Source organism: Saccharopolyspora rosea, assembly GCF_025643595.1.
Classification (GTDB): Bacteria; Actinomycetota; Actinomycetes; order Mycobacteriales; family Pseudonocardiaceae; genus Saccharopolyspora; species Saccharopolyspora rosea.
On record NZ_CP102826.1, the window covers coordinates 3,542,781 to 3,567,412 of the forward strand.

20 protein-coding genes are annotated in these 24,632 nt (G+C 73.2%); 7 read left to right on the forward strand and 13 right to left on the reverse strand.

Features of this window, described 5'->3' with window-relative positions; genetic code table 11:
• Positions 1 to 3: 3 nt before the first annotated feature.
• From NV263_RS16500 to NV263_RS16520, 5 genes are read right to left on the reverse strand one after another with little or no spacing between them, the layout of a single operon-like run.
• Entirely contained in the window at positions 4 to 1,575 is a 1,572-nt protein-coding gene (locus NV263_RS16500; protein WP_263254226.1) for an AMP-binding protein, read from the reverse strand.
• Between the two features lie 39 nt (positions 1,576 to 1,614).
• Positions 1,615 to 2,967: a protoporphyrinogen/coproporphyrinogen oxidase gene (locus tag NV263_RS16505; RefSeq protein WP_263247193.1), complete on the reverse strand. Its 1,353-nt coding sequence runs from the start codon at positions 2,965 to 2,967 to the stop codon at positions 1,615 to 1,617.
• On the reverse strand, positions 2,964 to 3,935 hold the full coding sequence (locus NV263_RS16510; RefSeq protein WP_263247194.1) for a UbiA family prenyltransferase: 972 nt from the start codon (positions 3,933 to 3,935) through the stop codon (positions 2,964 to 2,966). The genes NV263_RS16505 and NV263_RS16510 overlap by 4 nt, the downstream gene beginning before the upstream one ends.
• Positions 3,936 to 3,956: 21 nt before the next feature.
• A complete protein-coding gene (locus tag NV263_RS16515) occupies positions 3,957 to 5,075 on the reverse strand; it encodes a DegT/DnrJ/EryC1/StrS family aminotransferase (protein WP_263247195.1) in 1,119 nt (372 codons plus the stop codon).
• On the reverse strand, positions 5,075 to 6,271 hold the full coding sequence (locus tag NV263_RS16520; RefSeq protein ID WP_263254227.1) for a DegT/DnrJ/EryC1/StrS family aminotransferase: 1,197 nt from the start codon (positions 6,269 to 6,271) through the stop codon (positions 5,075 to 5,077). The genes NV263_RS16515 and NV263_RS16520 overlap by 1 nt, the downstream gene beginning before the upstream one ends.
• A gap of 279 nt (positions 6,272 to 6,550) precedes the next feature.
• Between NV263_RS16520 and NV263_RS16525 the strand changes: the two genes are divergently transcribed.
• From NV263_RS16525 to NV263_RS16550, 6 genes are all read left to right on the forward strand, one after another.
• Positions 6,551 to 7,579: a Gfo/Idh/MocA family oxidoreductase gene (locus tag NV263_RS16525; protein ID WP_263247196.1), complete on the forward strand. Its 1,029-nt coding sequence runs from the start codon at positions 6,551 to 6,553 to the stop codon at positions 7,577 to 7,579.
• A complete protein-coding gene (locus tag NV263_RS16530; RefSeq protein ID WP_263247197.1) occupies positions 7,569 to 8,453 on the forward strand; it encodes a sugar phosphate isomerase/epimerase family protein in 885 nt (294 codons plus the stop codon). The genes NV263_RS16525 and NV263_RS16530 overlap by 11 nt, the downstream gene beginning before the upstream one ends.
• Positions 8,454 to 8,638: 185 nt before the next feature.
• Positions 8,639 to 9,931, forward strand: coding sequence for a M20/M25/M40 family metallo-hydrolase (locus NV263_RS16535; protein WP_263247198.1), 1,293 nt, complete (start codon positions 8,639 to 8,641; stop codon positions 9,929 to 9,931).
• Complete coding sequence (locus NV263_RS16540; protein ID WP_263247200.1) at positions 9,928 to 11,034, forward strand: Ldh family oxidoreductase; 1,107 nt, start codon at positions 9,928 to 9,930, stop codon at positions 11,032 to 11,034. The genes NV263_RS16535 and NV263_RS16540 overlap by 4 nt, the downstream gene beginning before the upstream one ends.
• Positions 11,034 to 11,966, forward strand: a complete 933-nt coding sequence (locus tag NV263_RS16545; RefSeq protein WP_263247201.1) for a Gfo/Idh/MocA family protein — start codon at positions 11,034 to 11,036, stop codon at positions 11,964 to 11,966. The genes NV263_RS16540 and NV263_RS16545 overlap by 1 nt, the downstream gene beginning before the upstream one ends.
• Positions 11,963 to 12,382 (forward strand): DUF6917 domain-containing protein, encoded by a 420-nt coding sequence (locus NV263_RS16550; protein WP_263247202.1) that lies wholly within the window; start codon positions 11,963 to 11,965, stop codon positions 12,380 to 12,382. Before NV263_RS16545 ends, NV263_RS16550 begins: the two co-directional genes overlap by 4 nt.
• 57 nt (positions 12,383 to 12,439) lie before the next feature.
• Here NV263_RS16550 and NV263_RS16555 read toward each other — a convergent pair whose 3' ends face one another.
• The 4 genes from NV263_RS16555 to NV263_RS16570 form a co-directional block, all read right to left on the reverse strand.
• Complete coding sequence (locus NV263_RS16555; protein WP_263247203.1) at positions 12,440 to 12,973, reverse strand: EF-hand domain-containing protein; 534 nt, start codon at positions 12,971 to 12,973, stop codon at positions 12,440 to 12,442.
• A 108-nt stretch (positions 12,974 to 13,081) separates the two neighbouring features.
• On the reverse strand, positions 13,082 to 14,341 hold the full coding sequence (locus NV263_RS16560) for a nucleotide sugar dehydrogenase (RefSeq protein WP_263247204.1): 1,260 nt from the start codon (positions 14,339 to 14,341) through the stop codon (positions 13,082 to 13,084).
• A 96-nt stretch (positions 14,342 to 14,437) separates the two neighbouring features.
• Entirely contained in the window at positions 14,438 to 14,743 is a 306-nt protein-coding gene (locus NV263_RS16565) for a hypothetical protein (RefSeq protein WP_263247205.1), read from the reverse strand.
• 84 nt (positions 14,744 to 14,827) lie between these two features.
• Positions 14,828 to 16,084: a hypothetical protein gene (locus tag NV263_RS16570; RefSeq protein WP_263247206.1), complete on the reverse strand. Its 1,257-nt coding sequence runs from the start codon at positions 16,082 to 16,084 to the stop codon at positions 14,828 to 14,830.
• Positions 16,085 to 16,463: 379 nt separating this feature from the next.
• On the opposite strand from NV263_RS16570, the gene NV263_RS16575 reads away from it, so the two are divergent.
• On the forward strand, positions 16,464 to 17,240 hold the full coding sequence (locus NV263_RS16575) for a bestrophin-like domain (RefSeq protein WP_263247207.1): 777 nt from the start codon (positions 16,464 to 16,466) through the stop codon (positions 17,238 to 17,240).
• 290 nt (positions 17,241 to 17,530) lie between these two features.
• On the opposite strand, the gene NV263_RS16580 is transcribed toward NV263_RS16575, so the two are convergent.
• The 4 genes from NV263_RS16580 to NV263_RS16595 all read right to left on the reverse strand — a co-directional run bounded on the left by NV263_RS16580 (position 17,531) and on the right by NV263_RS16595 (position 24,599).
• Entirely contained in the window at positions 17,531 to 18,349 is an 819-nt protein-coding gene (locus NV263_RS16580; RefSeq protein ID WP_263247208.1) for a DUF4253 domain-containing protein, read from the reverse strand.
• Between the two features lies 1 nt (position 18,350).
• Complete coding sequence (locus NV263_RS16585) at positions 18,351 to 19,277, reverse strand: hypothetical protein (RefSeq protein ID WP_263247209.1); 927 nt, start codon at positions 19,275 to 19,277, stop codon at positions 18,351 to 18,353.
• A gap of 25 nt (positions 19,278 to 19,302) precedes the next feature.
• Positions 19,303 to 24,039, reverse strand: a complete 4,737-nt coding sequence (locus tag NV263_RS16590; RefSeq protein ID WP_263247210.1) for a DUF6531 domain-containing protein — start codon at positions 24,037 to 24,039, stop codon at positions 19,303 to 19,305.
• 200 nt (positions 24,040 to 24,239) lie between these two features.
• Positions 24,240 to 24,599: a hypothetical protein gene (locus NV263_RS16595; RefSeq protein ID WP_263247211.1), complete on the reverse strand. Its 360-nt coding sequence runs from the start codon at positions 24,597 to 24,599 to the stop codon at positions 24,240 to 24,242.
• Positions 24,600 to 24,632: the final 33 nt, after the last annotated feature.

Here is a 24,632-nt window from a genome sequence, read left to right on the forward strand (position 1 = left end):
TCCTCAGGTCCAGCGGCCGGTGCCGCAGGTGTCGACGCGGCCGGTGAGCTGCCCGCGCAGTTCCAGACGGCGCACCTTGCCGGTGCCGGTGCGGGGCACCTCGTCCCAGGTCAGCACCACCGGCTCCGCCATCGGCGGCAGGCCGCGGCGGGCGCGGTGCCAGTCCTCGTCGGGCAGCTCGCCGTCCGCGGTGACGACCACCGGCAGCGGGAGTTCGCCCGGTCGGGTCAGCAGCACGCACTCCCACGCCCGCGGCAGCCGGTCTTCCAGGACGTCCTCGGTCTCCACGCAGCTCATGCCGGGAGCGTGGTCGACCTCGCGGTCGAGCAGGCGCACGCTGCCGTCCCAACCGCGGACGCCGATGTCGCCGGTGTTCCACCAGTCACCGACGCGCTTGCGCTCCCACCTCCGCGACTCGCCGAGGTAGTCCAGGCACCGGGCGGACGTGCGGGCCAGCACGAGCCCGGGGCGGCCCGGGCGCACCGGTTCGAAGGTGTCCGGATCCACCAGCCGCAGCCCGGTCTTGACCGGGATCGGTCGGCCCACGTCGTGCGTCGCGGCGCCCTCGCGCGCGATCGAGCGGCGGGTGTGGAAGCGGAAGGTCAACGGGCCGGTCTCGGTCTGCCCCCACCCGTCCATCCACAGTGGACTCGGGTGCCGACTGGCGGCCAGGTAGGCGCGGATCGTCGGCGGGTGCACCGCGTCGTAGGTGCTGATGTAGAGCCGGACCCGCCGGAACGGGTTGTCCAGGCGCTCGATCAGCGGTCGGAACCGGACGTACGACGCCGGAAGGCCCTCCAGGATCGTCGGCGGGTGCGCCCGCAGCACCGGGTCCGCGCGGTCCGGGTCCTGGCTGGTGAGCACCACCACCTCCCGGGGTGCCACGCTCATCACGACGGCCGTCCAGCAGAAGGTCCGCCCGTGGGCGTAGGAACTGGCGGTGGCCACGACGTCGTCCGGACGCGCCCCGATCTTGGGCATCCGCCGCGCCTCGAACCGGGCGAGTTCGCCGATGATCGTCCGCGTCGAGTGGACCACGAGCTTCGGCACTCCGGTCGTGCCGGAGGTGTGGTCGATGACCAGCGGTTCGTCCTCGTGCCGCCGGTGCGGCGCGGGTGCGGCGTGCCCGCGCAGGTCGTCCAGTGCGACCGCGCCCGGGACCGCGGCGTCCGAGGTCACCACGACGCGGGCCACCGACTTCAGGTCGACGCCTGCGGCGCGTGCCCGCTCGACCAGGTCCGCGGTGGTGAACAGCACGGCCGGGTCCAGTCGGGCGAGCAGGACCTCCAGCACCTCGGGCGCGAGCTGCCCGGACAGCTGCGCGGGGACCGCTCCGACGCGCACGGCGGCGCAGGCGAGCAGGTCGTAGTCCCAGTGGTTGTCCTTCACGATCGCCACCCGGTCGCCCCGCCCGGCACCGGCCGCGGCGAGCCAGCCGGCGGCCTGGCGGACCAGCTCGGCCAGAGCCGCCGCGTCGTACGCGGTGCCCCCGTCCGGGGCGATGTCGAACGGCCGGTCCAGGTGCACGCCGGTCCCGATGCCGCGTTCGGCGCACTCGTCGAAGAGCACACCCATGTCGTGCGGTTTCAACGCCAACTCCCCCGCTCGTTCGTCCTACACGCCCGCCGCTGCCGCGGTGTCCTGCGTGGACCGAAGACGGCTGAGCACGCGGGACGCCGCGAGCGCACCCGCGCGAACCGCGCCCTCGCTGGCCGGTCGCAGCATGACCCAGTCGCCCGCGTAGTCGACGGGACCGTTCGGCCGCGCCATGAACCGGGCCCGCCGGTGCAGCGCCTGGGGCGTGGCCTCCGGCAGCGCGTGGTGGTGGCGGTGCACGAAGTTGGCCCGGTTCACCGCGCCGAGCGAGGGCAGGTAGCGCCGGGCCGCGGTGGTCAGCCGCTCGACGACCTCGTGGTCCGGGGCGTCGAGCAGGTCCGGGACCGTTCCGGCGTTGGCCATCAAGGTCAGCAGCCCCTTCGCGGTCGGCGCCCGGCCGGGGTGCTTCTCGTGGTCGAAGATGATCGCGGACAGCGCCCGGTCCTCGGCTTCCGGTGTGAGCAGCAGGTACGGCCGCCCCGCCCCCTCCGGGGACAGCGGTGCGTCGAGCAGGCAGCTGACCTTCAGCGCGGTGGTGAACGTGCAGGCGGCCAGGTAGTCGGCCTCCTCGTCCAGCGGGTTCGCGTGCAGCGACCGCGCGACCGGCGCGGGCACGCACAGCAGCACCGACCGCGCCGTGATCTCGTCCGAACCGATCCGCACGCGGGCGGTGCCGCGGTCGGCGACGACCTCGTCCACGCGCCGTCCCGTCACGACGTCGAGCCCGGCTGCGAGCAGCCGGGCCGGGGTGTCCATGCCGTCGCGGTAGGTGCGCCACGTCCCGGCACCGCCGACCGCCAGCAGCAGGCCGGTCAGCACCGCCGCCGAGGAGCGCGCGGTGTCCCACCCGAAGAAGCTGCCCGCCACCGGTTGCAACAGGTAGTCGTGCAGGTCCGGGTGGTAGTGCCCGGCGAGTTCGGCGACCGTGGCATCGGCCAGTGGGCTGCGCTCCGGGTGGTCGTCGTCGAAGTCGGCGCGTCGGCGCAGCGCCCAGGCCGCGAACCGGAGCAGGTCCAGCCGGGCGCGCGCGGACAACCCGGCACCGGAGATCATGCCGCGGGGGTCCGTGACGCCGGAGTGGGCGCGACCGTCCCGCCACACGGCGACCGGGCGGCCGATGCGCGGCACCTCGTCCTCGGTGACGCCGAGCCGGGCCAGCAGCTCCCACGTCGCCCGGTAGCCGCGCGGGGAGATCTGCTCCGCGCCGGTGTCGATGGTGTAGCCGTCGCGGCGCGCGCTCGCCATCCGCCCGCCGACGTGCCCCGCCGACTCGAAGACGCGCACGTCGAGTCCGGCGCGGCGGAGTTCGTCGGCCGCGGTCAGCCCGGCGATGCCCGCGCCCACCACGGCAACGTCGAGATCCGGGCTCATCCGATCACCCCCACCAGCAGGTTGGCCACGACCAGCAGCGCCACGTACACGCGGTGCACGGTGAAACCGAGGCGGCGGGCGCGCATGATGTCGTGGCGCACGAAACCGAGGTAGTACTGCCGGGCGCGCAGGGCGGTCGCGGGCAGCACGAGGAGCGCGAACCACCACGGCGCCACCCCGGCGACCGAGGCGACCGCGCCGAGCAGGAACTCGCCCACCGACAGCGCACCGATGAAGATCGCGTTGCCGCGCGCCGACGTCAGCGCCGCGACGGTCGGGCGTCCGACGGCGCGGTCCCCCTCGACGTCGTTGGTGTTGGAGTACACCCCGAACATCAGCGGTCCGAGCCCGAACAGCACGGCCTGCACCAGCAGGAATCCCGAGAAGTGCCCGGTCGCCAGCCCGTAGGGGCCGAACACCAGCGCCACTCCGAGGGCGACCAGGAACGCCTCCTGGAAGCCGTGGTAGCTCAGCTTGATCCCGTACGAGTACTGCAACGAGATCGCGTAGGTGGCCGCGATGAGCACCACGGTCCACATCGGACGGTGGGGGGCCACGGCGATCGCGGCGGCCCACAGCAGCGCTCCCGCGACCGCGGTGACCCAGGCGAAGCGCAGCGCCTCCTGCGTGGTCAGCGTTCCCGCGACCAGCGGTTTGCGGAGCTTCTTGCGCAGCGGGTCGTTGGGCCCGTAGTTGGCGATGTCGCTGCCGTCGCGGTACCCCGTCACGTCGTCGAGCGCCACCATGGCGACGACCGTGCAGACCTCGCCCACGAGGAACAGCAGCAGCATCGGAATCGTCCGCGGTTCCACCGCCGCGGACGGCAGCAGCACCGCGGAGGCCACCACCAGGATGCCGATGTAGTAGTCGGGCACGTCGAGTTTGCCCAGCCGGAGGTAGCTGCGGAACTTGCTCTCCGGCCGGGTCTGCGGCGCCGCGGTGTGCTCGGTGTTGACGTCGCTGGTCATCGTGTCGTCCTCACTGGTGTGTCACCGGGCGAATGCGCAGACGGCGTCGGCGATGCGCTCGACGTCCGCGTCGTCCAGGTGCGGGTAGATCGGCAGCGCGAGGATGCGGCGGCTCGCGTACTCGGCGTTCGGCCACCGCTCGTCCGCGGGCGCGCACGGCGCGAACGCGGTCTGGTGCGGCAGCGGCAGCGGGTAGTAGACGTGCGACCCGATGCCCTGCGCCGCGAGGTGGTCCTTCAGCGCGTCGCGGTTCTCCGCCTGCACGCAGTAGACGTAGTAGCAGCGCCCTTCCCGGCCCGGTGGCGGTGGGACGATGCCGCGGTCGGCCAGCGGCGCGAAGCGCTCGGTGTAGTGGTCGGCGATCGCGGCGCGGCGTTCGAGGCGGTCCGGGAAGCCCGCGAACCGGTGCACCTGGAAGGCCGCCTGGATCTCGTCGAAGCGGCTGTTGGTGCCCACCACCCGGTGCACGAACCGCTGCCCGTCCTGCCCGTGGTTGCGCAGCATCCGCACCCGGTGCCCGAGCTCGGCGTCGCGGGTCACGACCGCACCGCCCTCGCCCGGCATGCCGAACGACTTGACCTGCACGAAGGAGTACACGCCCGCCTCGCCCCAGAGCCCGGCCGGGGTGCCCCCGAGCACCGCTCCCTGGGCGACCGCGGAATCCTCCGGCAGCCGCAGGCCCCACTCGGCGGCCAGCTCGGTGAACCTGGGCATGTCCGCCATGATCGAGAACATGTGCGCGGGCAGGATCGCCTTGGTGCGGTGGGTGATCCGCCGCTCCACGTCGTCCGGGTCGACGACCATGGTGCGCCGGTCGATGTCGGCGAACACCGGGTGGGCGCCCACCTCCAGCACCGACGAGGCCAGCGGCGCGCACCCGAAGGCGGGCACCACCACCTCGTCGCCCGGTCCGACGTCCATCGCCCGCAGCACCAGGCCGAGCGCGGACGTGCCGCTGCCGCAGGCGATCACGTCGGCGGCGCCGAGCGACTCCCGGAGGAGTTCCTCGAACCGCCGGGTGTGCTCGCCGAGGATGAACTTCTGCTCGGGTGCCAGCCCGATCTCGCGGATCAGGTCGAGCATGACCTTGCGGTCGCCCTCGAACAGGTCCGGGGGGAAGAACGGGATCTCGGGTCGCATCAGGCGCACCTCCCGGTGAGGAACTCGCGCACCACCGAGCACACCCTTTCGACCTGGTCGAGGGTGAGATCGGGGTAGAGCGGCAGGGCCACCGCGCGCCCCGCGGCCGCCTCGGCGCGCGGGAAGTCGCCCAGGACGTGGCGGTGCCCGGCGAAGCAGGGTTGCAGGTGCAGCGGCACCGGATAGTACGTCTCCGTGCCGATCCCGTTGCGCGCCAAGTGGTCGACGAGCTCGTCGCGGTGCTCGACCTCGATCAGGTAGACGTAGAACACCGCCGCCGAGCCGGGACCGCGGTCGACCACCTGCGGCAGCCGGACCACGCCGGGCACCCCGGTGAGCCGGTCGGTGTAGGCCGCGGCCAGTTCCGCCCGGCGGGCGATGTCGGCGTCCAGGCAGGTCAGCTTGGCCAGCAGGACCGCCGCCTGGATGTCGTCCATCTTGCTGTTGGTGCCCGCGAGCCCGGTTTCGGTGGCGATGCCCGGGAAGTGGTCCAGGGTCCGGCCGAACCGGCCGTGGTGCCGCAGCCCGGACACCAGCTCGGCGATGCGCGCGTCGTCAGTGAGCACGGCACCCGCGTCACCGAGAGCGCCCAGCGTCTTGCTGGGGAAGAACGACAGCACGCCGCCCGCACCGTGCCGTCCCGCGTGGACACCGCCCTGGCGCATGCCGATGCCCTCGGCGCTGTCCTCCACCACGGTCAGCCCGCGGCGCTCGGCCACCTCGCCCAGCGCCGCCATGTCGGCCATCTGCCAGAACAGGTGCGCCGGCATCGCGAAGCGGGTGCGCGGTCCGGCCACCCGGTCGACCTCGGCCGGGTCGAGCGCGTAGGTCGCGGGGTCGATGTCGGCGAACACCGGCCGCCCGCCGGCCAGCACGACGGACGTCGCGGTCGCGACGAACGAGTACGCCGGGACGACGACCTCGTCCCCGGGGCGCAGCCCGGCCGCACGCAGCAGCAGGACCAGCGCGTCGGTCCCGCTGTTGACCCCGACCGCGAACCGCGCGCCGGTGTACTCGGCGAGCTGCCGCTCCAGTTCCGCCACCTGCCGACCGTGCGAGAACTTCCCGTTGTCGAAGACCTCCTCCACGCGGGCGCTGATGGACGGCCACAGCCTGTCGAACGTCCGGGCCTGCGAGAAGAACGGGACGGATCCGGTGTCGGGGATTTCCGCCGGCACCGCGCGTTCTTCCCGCACCCCGGCTGACTCCGTCCCGCCGGACACGATGACCACACTCCAGGAAAAAGAAGGGAAAAAGCGATCTGCTTGATCACGAAGCTAGCCCACCCGCAACCCGAGCCGAAAGCTCGTGCGTGGATTTCACTCGTTACGGTGACGAAAGAATCCCCGCACGACCCGCTTTCGGGCTTCCCGGGGCGATCTGTAGAGTTCCCCGGCGACAAGCCGCGCGTCCGTCTCCTGTGGACTCGCGGAGATCCCTGGAATACATCGTCCACAGAGGACTTACTGCCCCCGATGCTGCGATCACTCGTGGTCGGCCTCGGCCGCGCGGGCTCCGGCCTGCACCTGCGGGTGCTGTCGAAGGCGCGCGCCGTAGCCGGCGAGCTGTTCCACCCCGGACCCGTCGTCGCCTGCGACCCCGCCCCGCAAGCCCGCGGGAACCACCCGGACGTCGCCGTCGTCGACTCCGCGCGCGCCGCCGCCCTGCTCGTCGACCCACCCACCACCGCGGTGCACGTGTGCACCCCTCCGGAGAGCCGCGTCACGGTGCTGTCCGAGCTCGCCGAGCTCGGCTTCCGCCGCATGATCGTGGAGAAACCGGTCGCCACCGGCGCCGCCGACCTGCGCGCCATCACCGCGCTGCGGTACCGGTACGGGCTCGACCTGGTGGTGGTGGCGCACTGGCTGGAGGCCGAGCTCACCCACCGGCTCGGTGCCCTGCTGCGCGACGGGTCCCTCGGCGACCTGCGGTCCATCCGGGTCGCCCAGCACAAGCCGCGGTTCGCGCGGTCGCTGGGCACCGGTGGCCACCCGACCGCGTTCGACGTGGAGGTCCCGCACTCCCTCGGCGTGGTGCTGCGGCTGGCCGGCGGCGCCGACGTCACCGGTGCCCGGTGGACCCACATGCGGTGCGGGAGCACCGTGCTGCCCCGGATGGGCAGCGCGCAGCTGGCGCTGCGGCACCGCAACGGCGTGGTCACCGAGATCAGCTCCGACCTGACCTCCCCGGTGCAGGAACGCCGCGTGGCGCTGGAGTTCAGCGGCGGCCAGGCGATCGGCCACTACCCGATCAGCGAGCACGACGACCACGCCCAGCTCGTGGTGTCCCAGGGCGAGCGCTCGGAGCGGCACGTGTTCCGCGATGACGCGCTGACCCGGTTCGTCGTGCAGGCCTACCGGCACTTCCACGGCGAGTCCGGCGATCACGACACCTTCGACCTGCACTGCGAGATCGTCCGCCTGCTGGCGGACGCCAAGCGGCACTGCGCCGCCGGCACCGCCGCGCCGCCGATCCCGGAGAGGACCTGGACGCATGCTCGTTGAACCACCGCGCGACCGGCTGGCCGGGATCGGCGACGAGGCGGGCGCCGACCTGGCCACCCAGATCGACGCCGTGCAACGCCTCGGCTGGTCGGCGATCGAACTGCGCACAGTGGACGGTGCGCACCTCGCCGACCTCGACGACCGGCACTTCGACGCCGTGCACCGGGCCGTTCGCGACGCGGGACTGGACGTGGTGTGCCTGGCGTCCCGGATCGGCAACTGGGCCCGCCCGATCACCGCGCCCTTCGACGACGACCTGCGCGAGCTGGACGTCCTGGCGCAGCGCTGCGCGGCGCTCGGCACGCGGTTCGTCCGGATCATGTCCTACCCGAACGACGGCCTGGAGGAGCCCGAGTGGCGCGACCGCGTGCTCGACCGGCTGTCGCGGCTGGCGGCACGCGCGACCGCGCACGACGTCGTGCTGCTGCACGAGAACTGCGCGGGCTGGGCGGGCGAGGACGCCGACCGGATGCTGCGGCTGGTGGCCGAGGTCGGCGGACCCGCGCTGCGGCTGCTGTTCGACACCGGCAACGGGATCGCGCACGGCTACGACTCCTACGCCGTGCTGCGGCGGATCCTGCCGCACGTGGCGCACGTGCACGTCAAGGACGCGGTCGGCACGCCCGGCAGCGCCACCTACGTGCTCCCCGGCGACGGCCGGTCCCGGGTCGTCGACTGCCTGCGGCTGCTGCACGCCGCCGGCTACTCGGGCGCGTTGTCGATCGAGCCCCACCTGGGAACGCGGCCGCACGAAGGGGTCGTCGCGACCTCGGCCGAGCGGTTCGTGCAGGCGGGGCACCGCCTCGAACGCCTGCTGCGGGTCGCGGCGCTGCCACCCGCCCCCGCCGACAGCACCGCGACCCCCGCGACCTGACGGCCCGCCTTCGAACCCGGCGGGGCTCGCTCCGCCCTCGCAGCTCGCACCGCCGCGCGCTCGGCGGTCGTCCCACGAGGACGGCCCCTCCCGCGCACATCGGGCACGGGCTCCCGCAGCCGAGACCGCCGCTGGGGTTCCGCCGCCGGCACCGCCACGCACCACGAGCCCGAAGACAGGCACCGATGTCCGATCTCCTCACCCCCGAAGACCGGGAACTCCTCCTCCACCTGCTGGCCACCCCGACCGTCGGCTTCCTGGAAGCGGCGCCGGACGACCCGCCGCCTCGGCTGCGGGAGGCGCAGCGCGCCTACGCCCGCGCCGCCGAGTCGGTCGGATTCCGCGTGGTGCGGCACGGAAGTCCGCCGCCGCACGTCCTGCGGCGCGACGACGTGCCGGTCACCGTGCGGCGGGCGGCCGAGGACCCCCGGTTCCTCGCCGAACAACCGAGCCTGCTGCTGCGACTCGGCCCGGCCCTGCCGAGGCGGGCGACCGTGATGTTCAACGTCCACCTCGACACCGTCGCCGGGCTCGAACCGGTGGGTTTGAGCGGCGGCCGGTTCACCGGACGCGGCGCGATCGACGCGAAGGGGCCGGCCGTGGCGCTGCTCAGCGGCATCCGCGACGCGGTGCGCGCCGAACCGGCGCTGGGACGCGACGTCGGCGTGCTGGTGCAGGCCGTGTCCGGCGAGGAAGGCGGTGCGATGGGCACGTTCGGCACCCGACCGCTGGTCGAGGCCGGGCACGTGGGACGCCTCAACATCTTCTGCGAGCCGACCGGACTGCGCTACCTGCCCCGGTCCACCGCGTCGATGACCGCCCGCGTGCACGTCGGCGGGCACGGCGCCGTCGACGACCGGCCGGACACCGGCCACAACGCGAGCGTGCTGCTCGGTTTCCTCGCCCAGCACCTCGCCGCGGCGCTCGACCCGCGGGACCGGCCGGGTCGGCTGTGCATCGGCGGTGTCCACACCGGACACGCGCACAACCGCGTGTACGGCAGCGGGGAACTGCTGATCAACCTCTCCTACGCCACCTCCGCCGAAGGCGCCCGGGCCGAGAAGGCCCTGGAAGCCGCCGTCGAGGACGGCGTGCGCCGGTTCACCGGGATCTTCGCCGACACCAGGGAGTTCACCCGCACCGCCGCGGACGCGGCGGCGGTCACCGGGGTGCGCTGGCTCAAACGCGGGTTGCCGTGCCTGAACAACTCCGAGCCGTGGGCCGAGGACCTGCTCACCCGCGCCGGCATCGCCCGCTGGCCCGACGTCGAACCCGCCTTCACCTGCGACGCCATCTGGATGGACGGGATCCCGGACTGCTACACGGCGGTCCTGGGGCCGGGGTCGTTGCAGGACAACAACGCCCACGCCGAGGGTGAGCACGCCGACCTGGACGAGTTGCACGGCTTCGCGTCCGCCGTGTCCGCGCTGCTCACCGGCTTCGCCGAACAGCACCGCGATGGGAAGGAAAGGACATGACACCGCACCACGACACCGTGCGGGTGCCCTACGAGGACCTGCACGCGCTGGTGACCGACCTGTTCACCGACCGGGGAGTTCCGCCGCCGCGGGCGCGCACCGCCGCGTCCGCGTTGTGCCACGGCGACCTGTGCGGCTTCGACTCGCACGGCGTGTTCAACCTGCGCCGGCTGTACCTGCCGCTGTTCGACTCCGGGCGGGTCGATCCCGCCGCGGAACCGGAGGTGGTGACCGACCTCGGGGCCTGCGCGGTCGTCGACGCGCGCCGGGCGCTCGGCCTGTGGGCGGCGGCCGAGGCGATGGACTCCGCGGTCGAACGGGCCGGGCGGCACGGCATCGGCCTGGTCTCGGTGCGCGGCGGGACGCACTTCGGGTGCGCGGGTCACCACGCGGCACGCGCGGCCGCCCACGGGATGATCGGCGTGGTCGCGAGCAACTGCGGCGGCCAGCGCATCGCCCGCCCGCCGCACGGGGCTCTGGCCATGCTCGGCACCAACCCGCTCAGCGTCGCGGCCCCGGCCCTGCCCGAGCACCCGTTCGTCCTGGACATGAGCACCACGGTGGTGCCGACCGGCAAGGTCCGCATCGCCGCGAGCAGCGGCGAGACCGTCCCGGACGGCTGGCTCGCCGACGACTCCGGCGAGGCCGTCACCGACCCGACCGCCTTCGACCGCGGTGCGGCGCACCTGCGCTGGTTGGGCGGAACTCCGGACAACGGCGTGCACAAGGGCTTCGGCCTCGGGCTCGTCGTCGAAGTGCTCTCCGCGCTGCTGCCCGGCGCGGGGCTCGGCCCGGCGCCCGCGGCCCTGCTGGGCGACGGCGGGCCGCACGGCCGCGACGACGACATCGGCTACTTCGTGCTCGCCATCGCCCCGGACTCGTTGCGCCCGGCCGGGGAATTCGCGGCCGACGCGCAGACCGCGTTCGCCGCGCTCGTCGACTGCCCGTCCGCCGCGCCGGGCGAGGAGGTCCGCTACCCGGGCTGGTGGGAGTCGGAACGGGCGCAGGAGCGCCTGCAGTTCGGGGTGCCGATCCGGGAGCACGTGCACCGCGAACTGCTCGACCTCGGACTCCGCAGTCCCGCACCGGTGGGTGAGCGCTGATGGGCCCCAGGCGGGTCGGCCTGGTCGGACTGGGCACGATCTCGAAGTACTACCTGCACGCGATCGAGCGCTCCCCCGGCTGGGAGCTGGCCGCGGTCTGCGACGTCCGCGAGTCCGCGCTGGCGCCGCACCGGGACACCGCGCCCTGCTTCCCGGACCACCACGCCATGCTGCGCGGCGTCGCCCTGGACGCCGCGGTCGTGACCGCCCCGAACGACGTGCACGCCCCGGTGTGCCGGGACGTCCTGCGCGCGGGAATCCCGGTCTGCGTGGAGAAACCCCTGTCGTCGTCGCATGCGGAGGGCCGGGCGCTGGCGGCGCTGTCCGACGCCCTGGGGGTGCCGTTGTTCACCGCGTTCCACCGCCGCTACAACGACAACGTGCTGGGCCTGCTGGACGAGGTCCGCCGCCGCGGCGGGGCGGAGTCGCTGCGCGTGCGCTACCTGGAGCTCATCGAGGACCACATCGGCGGCGACACCTGGTACCTGGACCCGGACCGGTGCGGCGGCGGGTGCGTGGCCGACAACGGTCCGAACGCGTTCGACCTGGTTCGCCTGTTCCTCGGCGAGGTCGAGCTCGTGGACGCGACCGTGCGGCGCGACGGCGAGGTCGACCGCCAGGCCGTCGTCGAGCTCCGGTCGACCGCCGGAGTTCCCGCTGTCGTCGAACTCGACTGGTCCTACCCGGGAGAGGCCAAGGACGTCGAGGTCCGGTGCCATGACGGGACCGAGCTGCGCGCGGACATGCTGGCCGGGCACCCCGGTTTCAAGTCGTCGCTGTGGCACGAGTACGGCGGCATCCTCGACGACTTCGCCGCGACCGTCGACGCGGGCCACCGGACCGACGACGGCGGTCTGCCGGCTCTCGAACTCGTCGCGCAGATCTACCGGACCGAGCTGGCCGGGGCACCGGCCGGAGGGGAGAGCACGTGAACCTGGAAGAGGACGGCCCGAAGCGGTCGCTGAGCGGCACCCTGGTGAAGGTGCTGCTGCACCGCCGCGAACGACGGGGCATGTCCCTGGAGCCGCACGCCAGCCGGTGCGTCCGGCGGGGCGAGGTCCACGAGCTGGTGACCACCGACCACCGGGAAACCGCCGCGGGCGCCCGCATCGACCGGGTCGGGTTCCTCGGGTTCGCCGAGTTCGCCAGCGCAGGGGTGGTCGACCGCGGTGACGAGTTCTGGATCGGCGACCACCTCGTCGGCACCGTGCTGGGATTCGACGCCTGCCACTTCCCGAACCACTACAACATCCTCATCCGGGCCGAGGTGCCGGTCACGGGCGCGGACCTGGGGCTGCAACCGGAGATGCCGGTGTCGTTCACACCGGCGCCGATCCCGGTGGGCTGACGGCAGAAGGCCGGTGACCTCGCGGTCACCGGCCTTCTTTCCTTCCACGGCCCCGGATCAGCCGAGCAGTTCGACGTCCAGCTCGCCGTAGTGGAACGCGCGGACCGCGTCCAGCAGCTCGTCGAGGGACAGCTCGCCGTTGTTGTTGGTGTCGACCTTGCGGAACGCCTCGGCGGCGTGCGACTGGTCGACGCCGACGGCGTCCATCCAGGCCACCCACTCCTGGCCGTTGATCTGCCCGTCGTCGTTCTTGTCGCACATGCCGACGATGCCGCGCACCACCGGGCCGAGGACCCGGTTGAACGACGCCTCGGCGCCCTCGGCGACGAGCTTGCCGCCGGCCTTGACGAACTGCTCCTCGGACAGCGAGCCGTCGGCGGGGATGCCGGCCTGCTCGGCGAGCTGCGTGAACATGCCGACGAAGGCGTCGCGGAGCTCGCGGGCCTCGGGACCTTCCGGGTCCTTGCCGAAGGACCGGGCGATCTGCATGGCCTCCTTCTCGAAGTCCGCGCGCTCCAGGCTGCCGCTGCCGTCCACGTCCCACTTGGCGAAGCGCTTGCGGAGCCGCTCGTTCGCGATGGTCGCGTCCATGGTGGTACTTCCTTCCTCTGTCACTACGGGACATGTTCCGGCAGGATCCGCCAGTCTCCCGCCCCAGCGCGGCAAACGGTCTTCCGCGCAGGTCTTGCGATTCTTCGTTCACAGCGTGGTCACGTTCTCCCCCGAGAGCCTGCCGCGGGTGTCCAGCACCGGGCACCCGGACTCCGCGAGCTCGGTGGAGCCGTAGCACGAGTGGTCCTGCAACACGATCGCGAGATCCGCCGTGCTCAGGGCGTCCGCGAGTTCGTCCACCCGGGACACTTCCCGACCGTCCACTGTGAACGACTGGACGTGCGGGTCGTGGTAGCGGACGTCCGCGCCGTTGCGCAGCAGCCGACCGGCCACCGCGAACGCCGGGGATTCCCGGGTGTCGGCGACGTCGCGCTTGTAGCTCACCCCCAGCAGCGCCACGCGCGCCTCGCGCAGACCCAGTCCCCGCTCGGCGAGGAGCTTCGCGGCGCGGTCCACGACGTGCTCGGGCATCCGCTCGTTCACCGCGCGGGCGGCGGCGAGCACGTTGAAGGAGAAGCCCTCGTCGCGCCCCTTGCTCGCCAGGTACAGCGGGTCGACCGGGATGCAGTGGCCGCCGACGCCGGGTCCGGGGCGGAACGGGGAGAACCCGAACGGCTTGGACGAGGCGCAGTCGAGCACGTCCCACACGTCGATGCCCACCTGGTCGCAGAACAGCGCGACCTCGTTCACCAGCGCGATGTTGACGTACCGGTAGGTGTTCTCCAGCAGTTTGGCCATCTCCGCCTCGCGGGTGCCGCGCGCGACGACGAGCGTGTCGACCAGCCGTCCGTAGAAGGCCACCCCGTACTTCGCGCACAGCGGGGTGACCCCGCTGACGACCTTCGGCGTGTTCCGCACGCCGAACGCCGCGTTGCCCGGGTCGATCCGCTCCGGCGAGTAGGCCAGGTGGAAGTCCTCCCCCGCGACGAGGCCGCTGCCCTGCTCCAGGATCGGGCGCAGCACCTCCTCCGTCGTGCCGGGGTAGGACGTCGATTCGAGCACCACGAGCGTCCCGGCGCACAACCGCGCCGCGACGGTGCGCGCGGCGGTCCGCACCGCGGTCAGGTCGGGTTCTCCCGTCTCGGACAACCCGGTGGGCACGCAGAGCACGATCGTGTCGGCCTGCGCGAGGACCGCGGGATCGGTGGTCGCCGAGAAGCCGTTCGACAGCATCTCGGCGACCACGCCGTCCGGGACGTCCCCGACGTGCGACCGACCCGCGTTGAGGGCGGTCACCACGTCCGCGGAGACGTCGAACCCGACGGTGCGCACACCGACCTCGCATGCCCGTGCGGCCAGCGGCAGCCCGACGTAGCCGAGTCCGACCACGACGAGATCAACGGACATGCGGAGCTCCTAGTCGCGGCGCGCGTTCGAGCGGTCGGTGGGTCCGCACCGGACCCACCGGTGCGCCACCCGGGGTGGCGTGCGGTCTCCGCGCCGTCATGCCGAGAAGCTGCCGCTGCCCGGCGCGACGTGGGAGCCGTGGCCCGGTGGGATCGTCACCGACGGGCCGACGCAGAACGGGTCGCCGTAGATCTTCACGGGCTTGTCCGTGTTGTTGACCAGCACGTGCGCGGCCATCGGCAGCTTCTGGCAGCCTTCGGGCGCCGCGTACGTCGTCAGCGGCTGCACCTCGGTCTCGAACACGGTGACCTCGCCGTCCGCGGCCGCGGCCACACCAGCCGACAATCCGGTCACCAGCGCCCCGGCGGCCAGGGCCACCGAAGCGCATCGAATCCACCGCATGCGGTTCCATCCTCTCTTCCGGTGAATCACCACTGGTGCACATCGGCGACGCCGATGTGGTCTGCGCGCCCGCCCGGCACCAGGTCATCTGCCGACGCGCGTCGCCGAGGACAGCGCTCCCACGCTGACCGTCATCACGAGCACGCCGAGGATCGCGATGATCGCGGCGGTCCGCTCCGGTTGTTCGCGCACCGCGGTCGGTTCCGACCGCTCCTGCCGCGGAGCTGGTCGCACCTGCGGCGGGGCGGGTGGCGGAGCGCTCGCGTGGGCGGCGGCCCGGACCGCGTGCGCGGTGTCGCGCACGGCACCGCCGACCACCGGGAACGCGGTGACCGCGAGGTCGACGCTGCGCCCGGCACCGACCCGGCACCGGTACGACACCTCCCGCCACGGATCGAGACGGCCGAACTCGCGTCGGCACGCCGGAGGTTCGCCGCTCACCACCACGCCGTCCAGGGCGACGGGTGAGATGTTGCGGACCGTCACCGGGACTTCGGCGTACCGCGCCCCGGGGGCCTGCCTGATCTCGCCGACCTCCAGCGCCACCGCCGCCCGCGGCGGGGGCAGCAGCCGGATCCGGCCGGAGGCTTCGGCGGCGACGTCCTCGCCGTCGGGACTCCTCCCGTGCACGCGCGCCACGAGCCGACCGTCGGGCGGCGTGGTCACGCCATCGCACGAGACCGCCACGTTGAGCCCGGGGTCGAGCCGGTCCACCGGTCGACGGCACGCGCCGGCGGCGAGTTCGACGACGATGCCGGTCAACGGCACGTCCCCGGAGTTGGTGACGACCGCTTTCTGGGTCACCGCCTCGCCGGGCCGCGCCGCGGGCGGTTCCGCTTCGGTGCGCACGGACAGCGCCGGTCGTGCGGTCTCCCACCGGACGTCCAACGTCCACTTCCCCCCGCACGCGTGGCCGACCCCGGAGCGCAGGCCGCGCACGACGATCGCACCGCCGCCGGCGGCGAGAACGCCGGGCAGCCGGTCGGTCACGTCGGCGTGCGCGGTGTAGCCGCGCTCGTCCCGGGTGATGCGCTCGGCGGCGACCCGCTCCGAACCGACGGTCAGGTTGGCGGCCGGGAGTTCCGGTTGCCCGGTGCCGGGGACGTACCGGCACCAGGCCGGGACGTCGCCGCGCCAGCTCAGTTCCGCGGCGACGATCCGCGCATCGCGGGGGACGTCCAACCGGGCGACCGAAGCCAGCCCGGGCAGTGAGATGGCCCCGACGGAAGCGGAGTGCGCCGTCGAGGTGCCGACCGGGAGTCCTCGCGGGACGTAGGCGGAGGCGAGCAACGGCGTCAGCAGCATCAGCGCGAGCGCCGGCATGACCGACGAGAACCGCACGACGACTCACCCCCATCGACTTCGGATTCGTTGCGAAAACCTCGACGCAGCAGGAGGAATCCAACCCCGCGCTGAACCTTCCTCCCGGCCGACGGAGCGAGCGTAGCAGCGCCCGAACCACGCCCCTCCGGCTCCACTCAACACTCCTCAGTGGACTCATTCTGCCGTTGACCAGCAATGGGGCGGATTTTCAACCTCGGCCGAGAGAGCCGCGGACGGCGCTCAACCCGATCCGGCCGATTTCCAAGATCACTTGATCAAGTGAAGTTCGGATTATTGCTGGAAAATCCGTGTTCCCGCGGTCCGGCCGCCGGTACGGTCGCTGAGGCGCGCTTCGCGCCTTCCAGCCCGTCCCGCTCACTCCAGGAACGGAACAGTCGTGATCCTCCTCAGCCTTCTGGCGGTCGTGCTGCTGACCCTGTGCGTCGCCGGGTTCACCGTGCTCAGCGCCCGTCGCAAGGCGGCCGCCTCCGGCGATGCCGACTCCGACTCGCAGTCCTTCGTCGGCGGCGTGCTCAACGCCCTGTTCACCGTCGTGCTGGCGTTCTACATCGTGTTCGCCTGGCAGAACGGCGATGACATCGACAAGTCGTCGCAGCAGGAGGCCAACGCGCTCACCGACACCTACTGGCAGGCGAGCATCGCGCCCGCACCGCACTCCACCGCCATCCAGTCGCTGACCGCCCAGTACGCGAGCCGCGTCGCCGACCACGAGTGGGCCGCCCTCGACCGGGGCGACACCGACCCGGAGGTCGACCGGCTGCTGAACTCACTGCGCTCCGAAGTGCTCGCGCTCCCGGTGGACAACGAGGCGATCAAGAGCTCGCGCGAGCAGTCGTTGCAGAACATCCGCCAGATCGACGAGGGCCACCGCAAGCGGGTCGACATCGCCACCGACGACCAGAACTTCAACATCGTGCTGCTCGCAGCCAGCTTCCTGGGGGCGGCCCTGATGATCGCCTTCCCGCTGCTGATCGGTCTGAGCATGCGCCCGGCCAACGTCGCCGCCATGGTGCTGCTGACGCTGACCCTCGGGTTCACCGCGTACATGTCGGTCGAGCTGCTGCACCCGTTGCACGGCCCGTTCGCGGTCGACCCCGATCCGTTCCGCACCGCCCTGGCGGGCTTCGACTCCACCTCGCACGCCGGGACGTGAGCGCCGCTCAGGCCCGCCGGGCACCACCCGGACCGCACGCACCGGGAGGCGACGATGCGGTCGGTCCACTGCGAGCCGACCGCGAGAAGCGGCGTCCCGCCCCGGGCCCGCCTCCCGCAGCGGTGCACGTCAACGCCTCCCGGACGGGCCGACCACCCGACGCCCGAACACCGGAAGACCCCGCCGGACCGCGTACCACCGGCGGTCGGCGGGGCCCCGGCCCCACTCGGAGGCACCCCCATGGTGGCACGGCGGCCCGGCCGGGCGCATCTGTCCACTGTGGCTGATCATCAGTCCCACCAGAACAGCCACGCTCCGGCCCGCAGCAGGTCGGTGGCGTGGCCCTCCAGCGGTTGCGCGGCGAGGAGTTCCGGGCAGAAGGCGTAGTGCTCCGCCGCGACGCGCAGCGCGTGCTCCCGGTCGCGCGGCGGCCAGGCCGCGGTGACCGCGAGCGTGTCGAACCCGAGGTGGCACAGCCGAGCGCCGAAGCGGCGCTGCCAGGAGCGGACCACCGCCGCACACCCCACTGCGTCCACTGTGGATGGTGGTATCCAGCCGCACGAGGCGATCGCCTCGGCGCCGTCGGCGGCCGGGACGAGCCCGAGCAGGACGTCGTCGCGGCCGGTCAACGCGCCCGCTCCGTCCGGGGACTCGGCCAGCGACGCGGCGTGCGCGTCCGGATCGCCCTCCGGCCGGGCGGCGTCGGCGAGCCCGGGCCAGGCGTCGAACGGCACCGGGTGCACCGCGTCGGCGCCGAAGTCGTCGTCGCGGCGGACCTCGGTGCGCCACCGCCGGGCGAGCCACGCGTCGACGTCCACCTCGTCGATCCCGCTCGCCGCGACGGGCGCGAGTTCGCCGTTGTGCCACGGGCGCGTCGGGGTGCGGCGCATGCTGGCCAGCATCGTCAGCAGCAGCGGCCACAGCCCCGTCCGCGGGTGGTCGGCGAGCAGCCGCGCCCACCGCACGCCCGCGTCGGGCACCGGCTCGTCGGACACCCACAGCAGCGGCTCGCCGGTCGGAGGGCCCACCGGCACGCCGCCCGCGTCCAGCCGGCCGCGGGCCACCGGGCGGCCGGGCGGCAGCCCTTCCGGCAGATCCGGCAGCGCCATCTCATCCTCCCCGCTGGTGGTCGGCGGCGTCGACGTCGACGGCCAGGCGCTCCGCCAGCACGGTCAGCCGGGGCACGTGGCCCGGCGGCAGCACCGGCGCCAGCACGCGGAACACGCGCTCGGGAGCCTCCTGCCGGTACTGCTCCAGCAGCGATGTCGCGCGCAGCAGCACGTCCCCGGTGGCCAGTTCCCGCACGGTGTGGAACGCCCCCGAGCGTTCCAGCGCCTCCGGGCCGCCCAGCCTGTCGACGAGTTCTCCGGCGCAGATCGTGACCCACGAATACCCCCGCAGCACCTCCGCGCAGCGGGGAACACCGGGCGGCTCGGGCGCGACCGGGTGGATCGCCTGTTCCAGCGCGGTTCCGGCGAACTCGGCGGCGTCGTCGGTGAGGTGGCCGTAGCGGGCTGGAAGCCGGACCGCCCAGCGTTCCAGGAAGCCGATCAGCCGCTCCTGGATCCCCGGCGACTCCGGCCACGGGAGCAGCTGGCTGGGCAGCGACGCGTGGAACTGGACCCACCGGGGGTCGGCGCGGTGCCGGCGGACGCCGAAGGTGATGGTCGCCCACCAGTTGACCAGCCTGCCCTCGGAGTCCAGCGGCGCCAACGAGAGGTTGACGTCCAGCAGCCCGGGATCCGCGAGGCGGCGGACGACCCGGTCCCAGGCGCGCCGCGAGTACAGCGCGTTGCTCCACCGCCGGGATCCGGGATCGCGGCAGGTGCGCAGCAGGGCCCACGTGGTGTCCGGTGGGCCCATGACGCCGAACGCGTTGCGCGCGGTCCGCGGGCGCAGCACCGGATCGGTCGGCAGTCGCGCGACCAGCGGCGGCGCGCACTCCTCGACCGCCTCGGTCAGCCACGCCCCGGCGTCGCGGGCGAACTGCTCCGGCGAGTCCACCCGGTGGTCCAGTTCCAGGTGGAGCCGGACCACGGGCGGCCCCTCCGCCACCCACGGGTTAGGCGGCGGCAACGACGACCACGCCCAGCAGCAGCACGGCCCCCAGCACGGCTCCGGCTCCCGCGCTCTGCTGCGGGGTCGGCATCGGGAACGACGGCAGCGGCGGCAGGTGCCAGTGCCAGAACTCGTACCAGTGGTGCTCGGGCTCGGAGCGCGGCTTCGGTTGCGGGACCGGCACCGTCCTCGGCGGCGGCGGTTTGAGCTGCGGGCCGTAGAGCACGGCGCCCCACTGCACGCCCTTGGTGAACGAGTAGACCTCCCACTGCAGGTCGTCGACGGTGATCCCGGGCAGCGGCACGTGGGCCGCCATGGCGTCGCCGGGTTCGGCGTGCGGGGTCTGCGGGAACGGCGGCGGCCGCATCCCCGACCACGCCACCGCGTAGTCCTCCGCCTCCTGCCTGGCCAGCGCTTCGGAGGCGGTTTCGTCGCCCTGGTGGGTGCTGGACTTGACCTCCCACAGGTAGGCCGTCGGCGGGTGCAGGAACGCGATGTCCACCCGGCCGTTCACCGCACCGTTCTTGCCCGCGCCCTTGATGAACACCTCGTTGCGCATGTTCGACTCGGCCGCGGGCACCGACATGCCGAACTTCGCGGCCATCTGGCCCTCCAGCGACACCGTCGCGGTCTCCACGGCCAGATTGTGCAGGCTCGTCCGGTCACCGCCGCGCCCGGCCGCGAGCATGCCGACGGCACCGGCCACCATCCCGCGCATCGCGCTCGCCCGGGCCGCCGGACCGGCGAACGGCGCGGCCAGCAGGCCCAGCGGGTCGACGCGGTCCAGCGGGTCGTTGTCGGCGTAGGCGTAGGGGTGTCCGGCACGCCCGGGACCGACGGTGGACACCGTGATCGGGTCGCGCGTGGTGAACCGCCCCAGCGAGGCGTCGTACCACCTCGCCCGCAGGTCGATCACCGGCCCCAGCGCCAGCTCCCCGCGGTAGCCGAACCGCGGGATCTCCGGGCCTCCCGGGTGGTGCGGGTGCTGCTCGGGCGCACCGAACGGCTCGTAGTGGCGGGCCTGCGCCCACGCGGCCGTGTCGTCGGTGCGCAGGGTGGAGCCGAAGGCGTCGTGGTGGAACGCCCGCGAGCCGTGCTCCCAGGAGGCGAACACCCGGCCGTAGCCGTAGGTGAAGTCCGCGCTGAGCCTGCCCGGGCGGTCGTGCTCGGTGTCGTCGAGGTCCGGGTGGACGCGCTGGGTGATGATCTGCGGGACCTTGTCGTGGTTCCACCGGTACCGCACCGAGGTCGCCTGCTCCTGCTCGCGGCGTTCGTCGGTGTTGGTGAACACGAGCAGCACCGGCAGGTCGTCCCCGTTGACCGTGGCGGTGACGCGTTCGGCGGGCCACGGCTCGGTCGAGGTGAACTCGACCGCCCGTCCGAGGCCGTCGTAGGTGGTGGTGCGGCGGTGCTCGCCCGTGGTCCGTTCGACCAGGCGTCCGGACGAGTCGTACCGGTACTCGGTGCGCAGGCCGTGCGCCTCGGAGGCCACCAGCTGGTCGGCGGCGTCGTAGCGGTAGTGCGTCTCGTGCTCGCCGTGCCGCAGCCGCGTGCGGTTGCCGACCGCGTCGTAGGTGAAGTGCAGCCGGTCGGATTCGCGTTCCCGCCAGAACCCGTGTTCGCGGTGCACCTGCTCGGCCGTGGCCGGCCCGGGTTCGTGCGGATCCCACGGCCAGGGCCGGATGTCCCAGCGCCGCGCCGACACCAGCTGACCGAGCCGGTCGTACCGGAACTCGGCGCGGTGGCCGTCGTCGTGCTGGGTGAGGATCCTGCCGTCCGGATCGTGGGTGAAGGCGGTCCGGGCGATCGGGTGGCCGTCCTGGTACGTGGTGAACCGGGTCAGCAGGCCATGCTCGTAGTGGTAGCGGCGCGCGAGGCGGTCGGGGAGCTGCTCGGTGATCAACCGCCCGTCCGGGTCCACCGCGTACGCGACGTCGCCGGCCCGCGAGTCGTGCAGGCCGACGAGCCGCCCGTTGAGGTCGTAGCGGTAGGTGACCTCGTGCCCGTCGGGGTAGACCAGGGCGGTGCGCTGCCCGGATCGGTCGTACCGGGCCCGCAGCACCGAACCGTCCGGGTCGGCGACCTCGGTGAGCCGCCCGGCGCCGTCGTAGCTGTAGCGGGTGGTGCCGGTGCCGTCGGTCATGGTGGTGCGGCGCCCGACCCGGTCGTAGCCGTAGCGGACCTCGGTGCCGTCGTCGGCCCGGCGGCGCACCAGCCGCCCGTTCTCGTCGTGGTCGAAGTGCTGCGCGCGCCCGTCGGGGTCGGTGACCTCGACGAGGTGGCCCGCGTCGTCGTAGGAGCGGTGCGTGGTGCGGCCGAGCGGGTCGGTGGCCGAGGTCTGCCGACCGGCCTTGTCGTAGGTGAACCGGGTGACCGCGCCCTTGGCGTCGGTGACCGAGATCAGCCGCCCGGCCGGGTCGTAGCCGTACTGCGTCTCGTTGCCGTTGCCGTCGATGGACGCCGTCATCCGGCCCGCCGGGTCGTAGCGGTACCTCCGGCGGATGCCGCCGGGGCTGGTCTCGGCGATCCGGTGACCTCGCGAGTCGTACTCGTAGCGGGTCACCCAGCCGCGCGGGTCGACGGTGGCGACGACGTGCCCGGCGGCGTCGTACTCGGTGCGGGTGACCAGGCCCGCCGCGGTGGTCACGGCGATGCGGCGGCCCTGCGGGTCGTAGGCGTAGCGGGTGATGCCGCCCTCGGGATCGGCGGCCTCGGTGACCCGGCCGCGCCGGTCCCGGTGCAGCACCGCGCTGCGCCCGTCGGGGTCGGTGGTCGAGGCGAGCGTGCCCTGCGGCGTCCACCGCATGGTCGCCCGGGCACCGGTCGGGTCGGTCACCGACACCGGCATCCCGGCGGCGTCGTGGCCGATGTGCCAGGAGCCGCCCTCCGGGTCGGTGATCCGGTTCCGGCGTCCGGCGGCGTCGTAGCCGTAGCGGGTGGTCGCCCCGCCGGGGTCGGTCACCGCGACCGGGTTGCCGCGCTCGTCGTGGGCGATGCGGGTGGTGCCGGAGGGGGTGTCCTCGGCCACGACGTTGCCGTCGGCGTCGCGGGTGTAGCGCACCCACGTGCCTTCCGGGTCGGTGACGCCGTTCAACCGGCCGAGGGCGTCGTAGGAGTAGCGGGTCACCCCGCCGTCCGGTCCGGTGATCGCGAGCAGCCGCCCGTGGGGGTCGCGCGAGTAGGTCGTCCGGTTGCCCGTCGGGTCGGTCACCGCGGACGGCAGGCCCGCGCTGTCGTGGTCGTAGCGGGTCGCGGCGCCGTCCGGCTCGATCCGTTCGAGGAGCCTGCCGCCGGGCGAGTAGCGGAAGCGCGTCACGGCGCCGAGCGGGTCGACGTGCTCGGTGACCCGACCGGCCGCGTCGAACGTCCAGCGCGCGGTGGCGCCGTCCGGTCCCGTCACCGCGGTGGTGTTCCCGGCGGCGTCGTGGTCGAACAGCGTCCGGTCGCCCTCCGGGTCGGTGATCGCGACGAGGTCGCCCGCGGCGTCGTGGGTGCGGGTCGTGGTGGCGCCCCCGGGGTCGGTGACCGACTCGATCAGTCCGTTGTGGACGACGTAGCGCCACGATCCGCCGACGGGGTCGACGATCTCGCGCGGGACGCGGCTGTCGCCCTCGTAGCGGTACCGGGTCCGCCCGCCTTCGGCGTCGGTCTCCGACACCACGCGGCCGGACTCGTCGTAGTCCCACGTCGTGGTGCTCCCGCCAACGGTGCGGGACACGAGGTTGCCGCGGTCGTCGTGTTCCTGGGCGACGACGACACCGCCCGGGGACGTCGCCGTGGGCCGCAGTCCGCGCTCGTCGTGGGCGAACTCCGCGGTGCCGCCCTCCGGGTCCACCGTCCGGGCCGTCCGCCCGTGCGCATCGGCGTGGAACTCGGTGCGCATCCCGGTCACCACGTCGGTGACCGTGGTGACGCCCGGTTCGTAGTGGAACTCCACTCCCCCGCCGCTCGGGAAGTCCTGCCGCACGACGCGGCCGGACTCGTCGTGGGCGTTGACGACCAGCACCACCCCGTCCGGGTCGACGACCCGGGTCAGGCGACCGGCGTCGTCGGTGTCGAACCGGGTCGTCGCACCGGTGGCGTCGGTGACCGACTCCAGCGCGCCGCGCGGTCCGTAGGAGTACGACACCGCGCGGCCATCGTTGGCCTCGACGCGGACGAGCCGGTCCGCGTCGTCGTAGCTGAACACCAGGGATCTGCCGAACGAGTGCGCCGCGCGCAGCACCCGACCGCGTTCGTCGTGCTCGACGGTGACCCGCTGCCCCTCGTCCTCCCGCGCGCTCAGCCGCCCGGACACGTCGAACAGCCAGCGGACGCCGGAGCGGAACGACAGCGCGTACCCGCCTTCGGCGTCCTGGACGAGATCGGCGTCGAGGTCCGGTGGCCGCGCGAAGCGCCCCGGTCCGTCGGGGTGGAACGCGAGGACCCTGCCGTCCTCGTCGTGGAATTCCACGAGCGCGGTGTGCTGGCGGATGATCCCTTCCCGCTCCGCGACGAGCCGGGCCCCGAAGGCCCTGCTCCAGCCCGGGCCGAGCGGCCCGCCGCCCTCCGCGCGCGAGTTGTAGGTGCGCGTCCACTCCAGCAGTCCCCGCAGCGCGGGTGGGAAGGACAGATCGGTCGCGTGGTACGTGGCGTTGCCGGTGGTGGTGTTCACGCCGCTACCGGCGAAGGCGTAACCGTCGTGGCGACCGAGGATTTCGCGAACCGGACGGTTCGGCTGCTGTGCACCGGGTTCGGACATCGAGGCCCCCATCCTCAGACCGGATCCCCCCGGATTCCGGGTCCTACCACCAGCCGGTGAAGCAGGTCAACCACGTTCGACCATCAGCCGGATCCGACTGGGCCACCCGTGCGAGGACACCGCGGGCAGTTCCGACAGGAAGCGCTTTTCCCGTCACACCGGGAAAACAGGACGATCAGCCTTCTGTCCGAAGTGGACGGTCAGTGGATGCGGCGCGGCTGCCCGCCCCGGAGGCGCGGCCGCGTCCGGTCCTCGGCGACCTCGCCGTCGACCGTCGGGTTGGTGAGCAGCTGCCCGGCCGGCGGGCGCCGGCACCGGATCCACACGCTGCGCTCGTGGCACACCGGGCAGGTGGTGAACCGGGCGCCCGGGGAGGGCTGCTCGCACCGGACGACCTCCTGGCCGCACAGGCACGGGATCGGACCGGTGGCTCCGCGCGGGCCCGCGTAGCAGTGCCGCTGGAACTCGCTGGTGACCCACCACAACTGCGCATCGGCCGAGTACCGCGCCAACAGCCGGGCGATGTCCGGTGGTGGCTCGTACCAGACCTCTTCCGCCATCACTCCCCCTCCACGTCGCGCGGCGCACGCGAA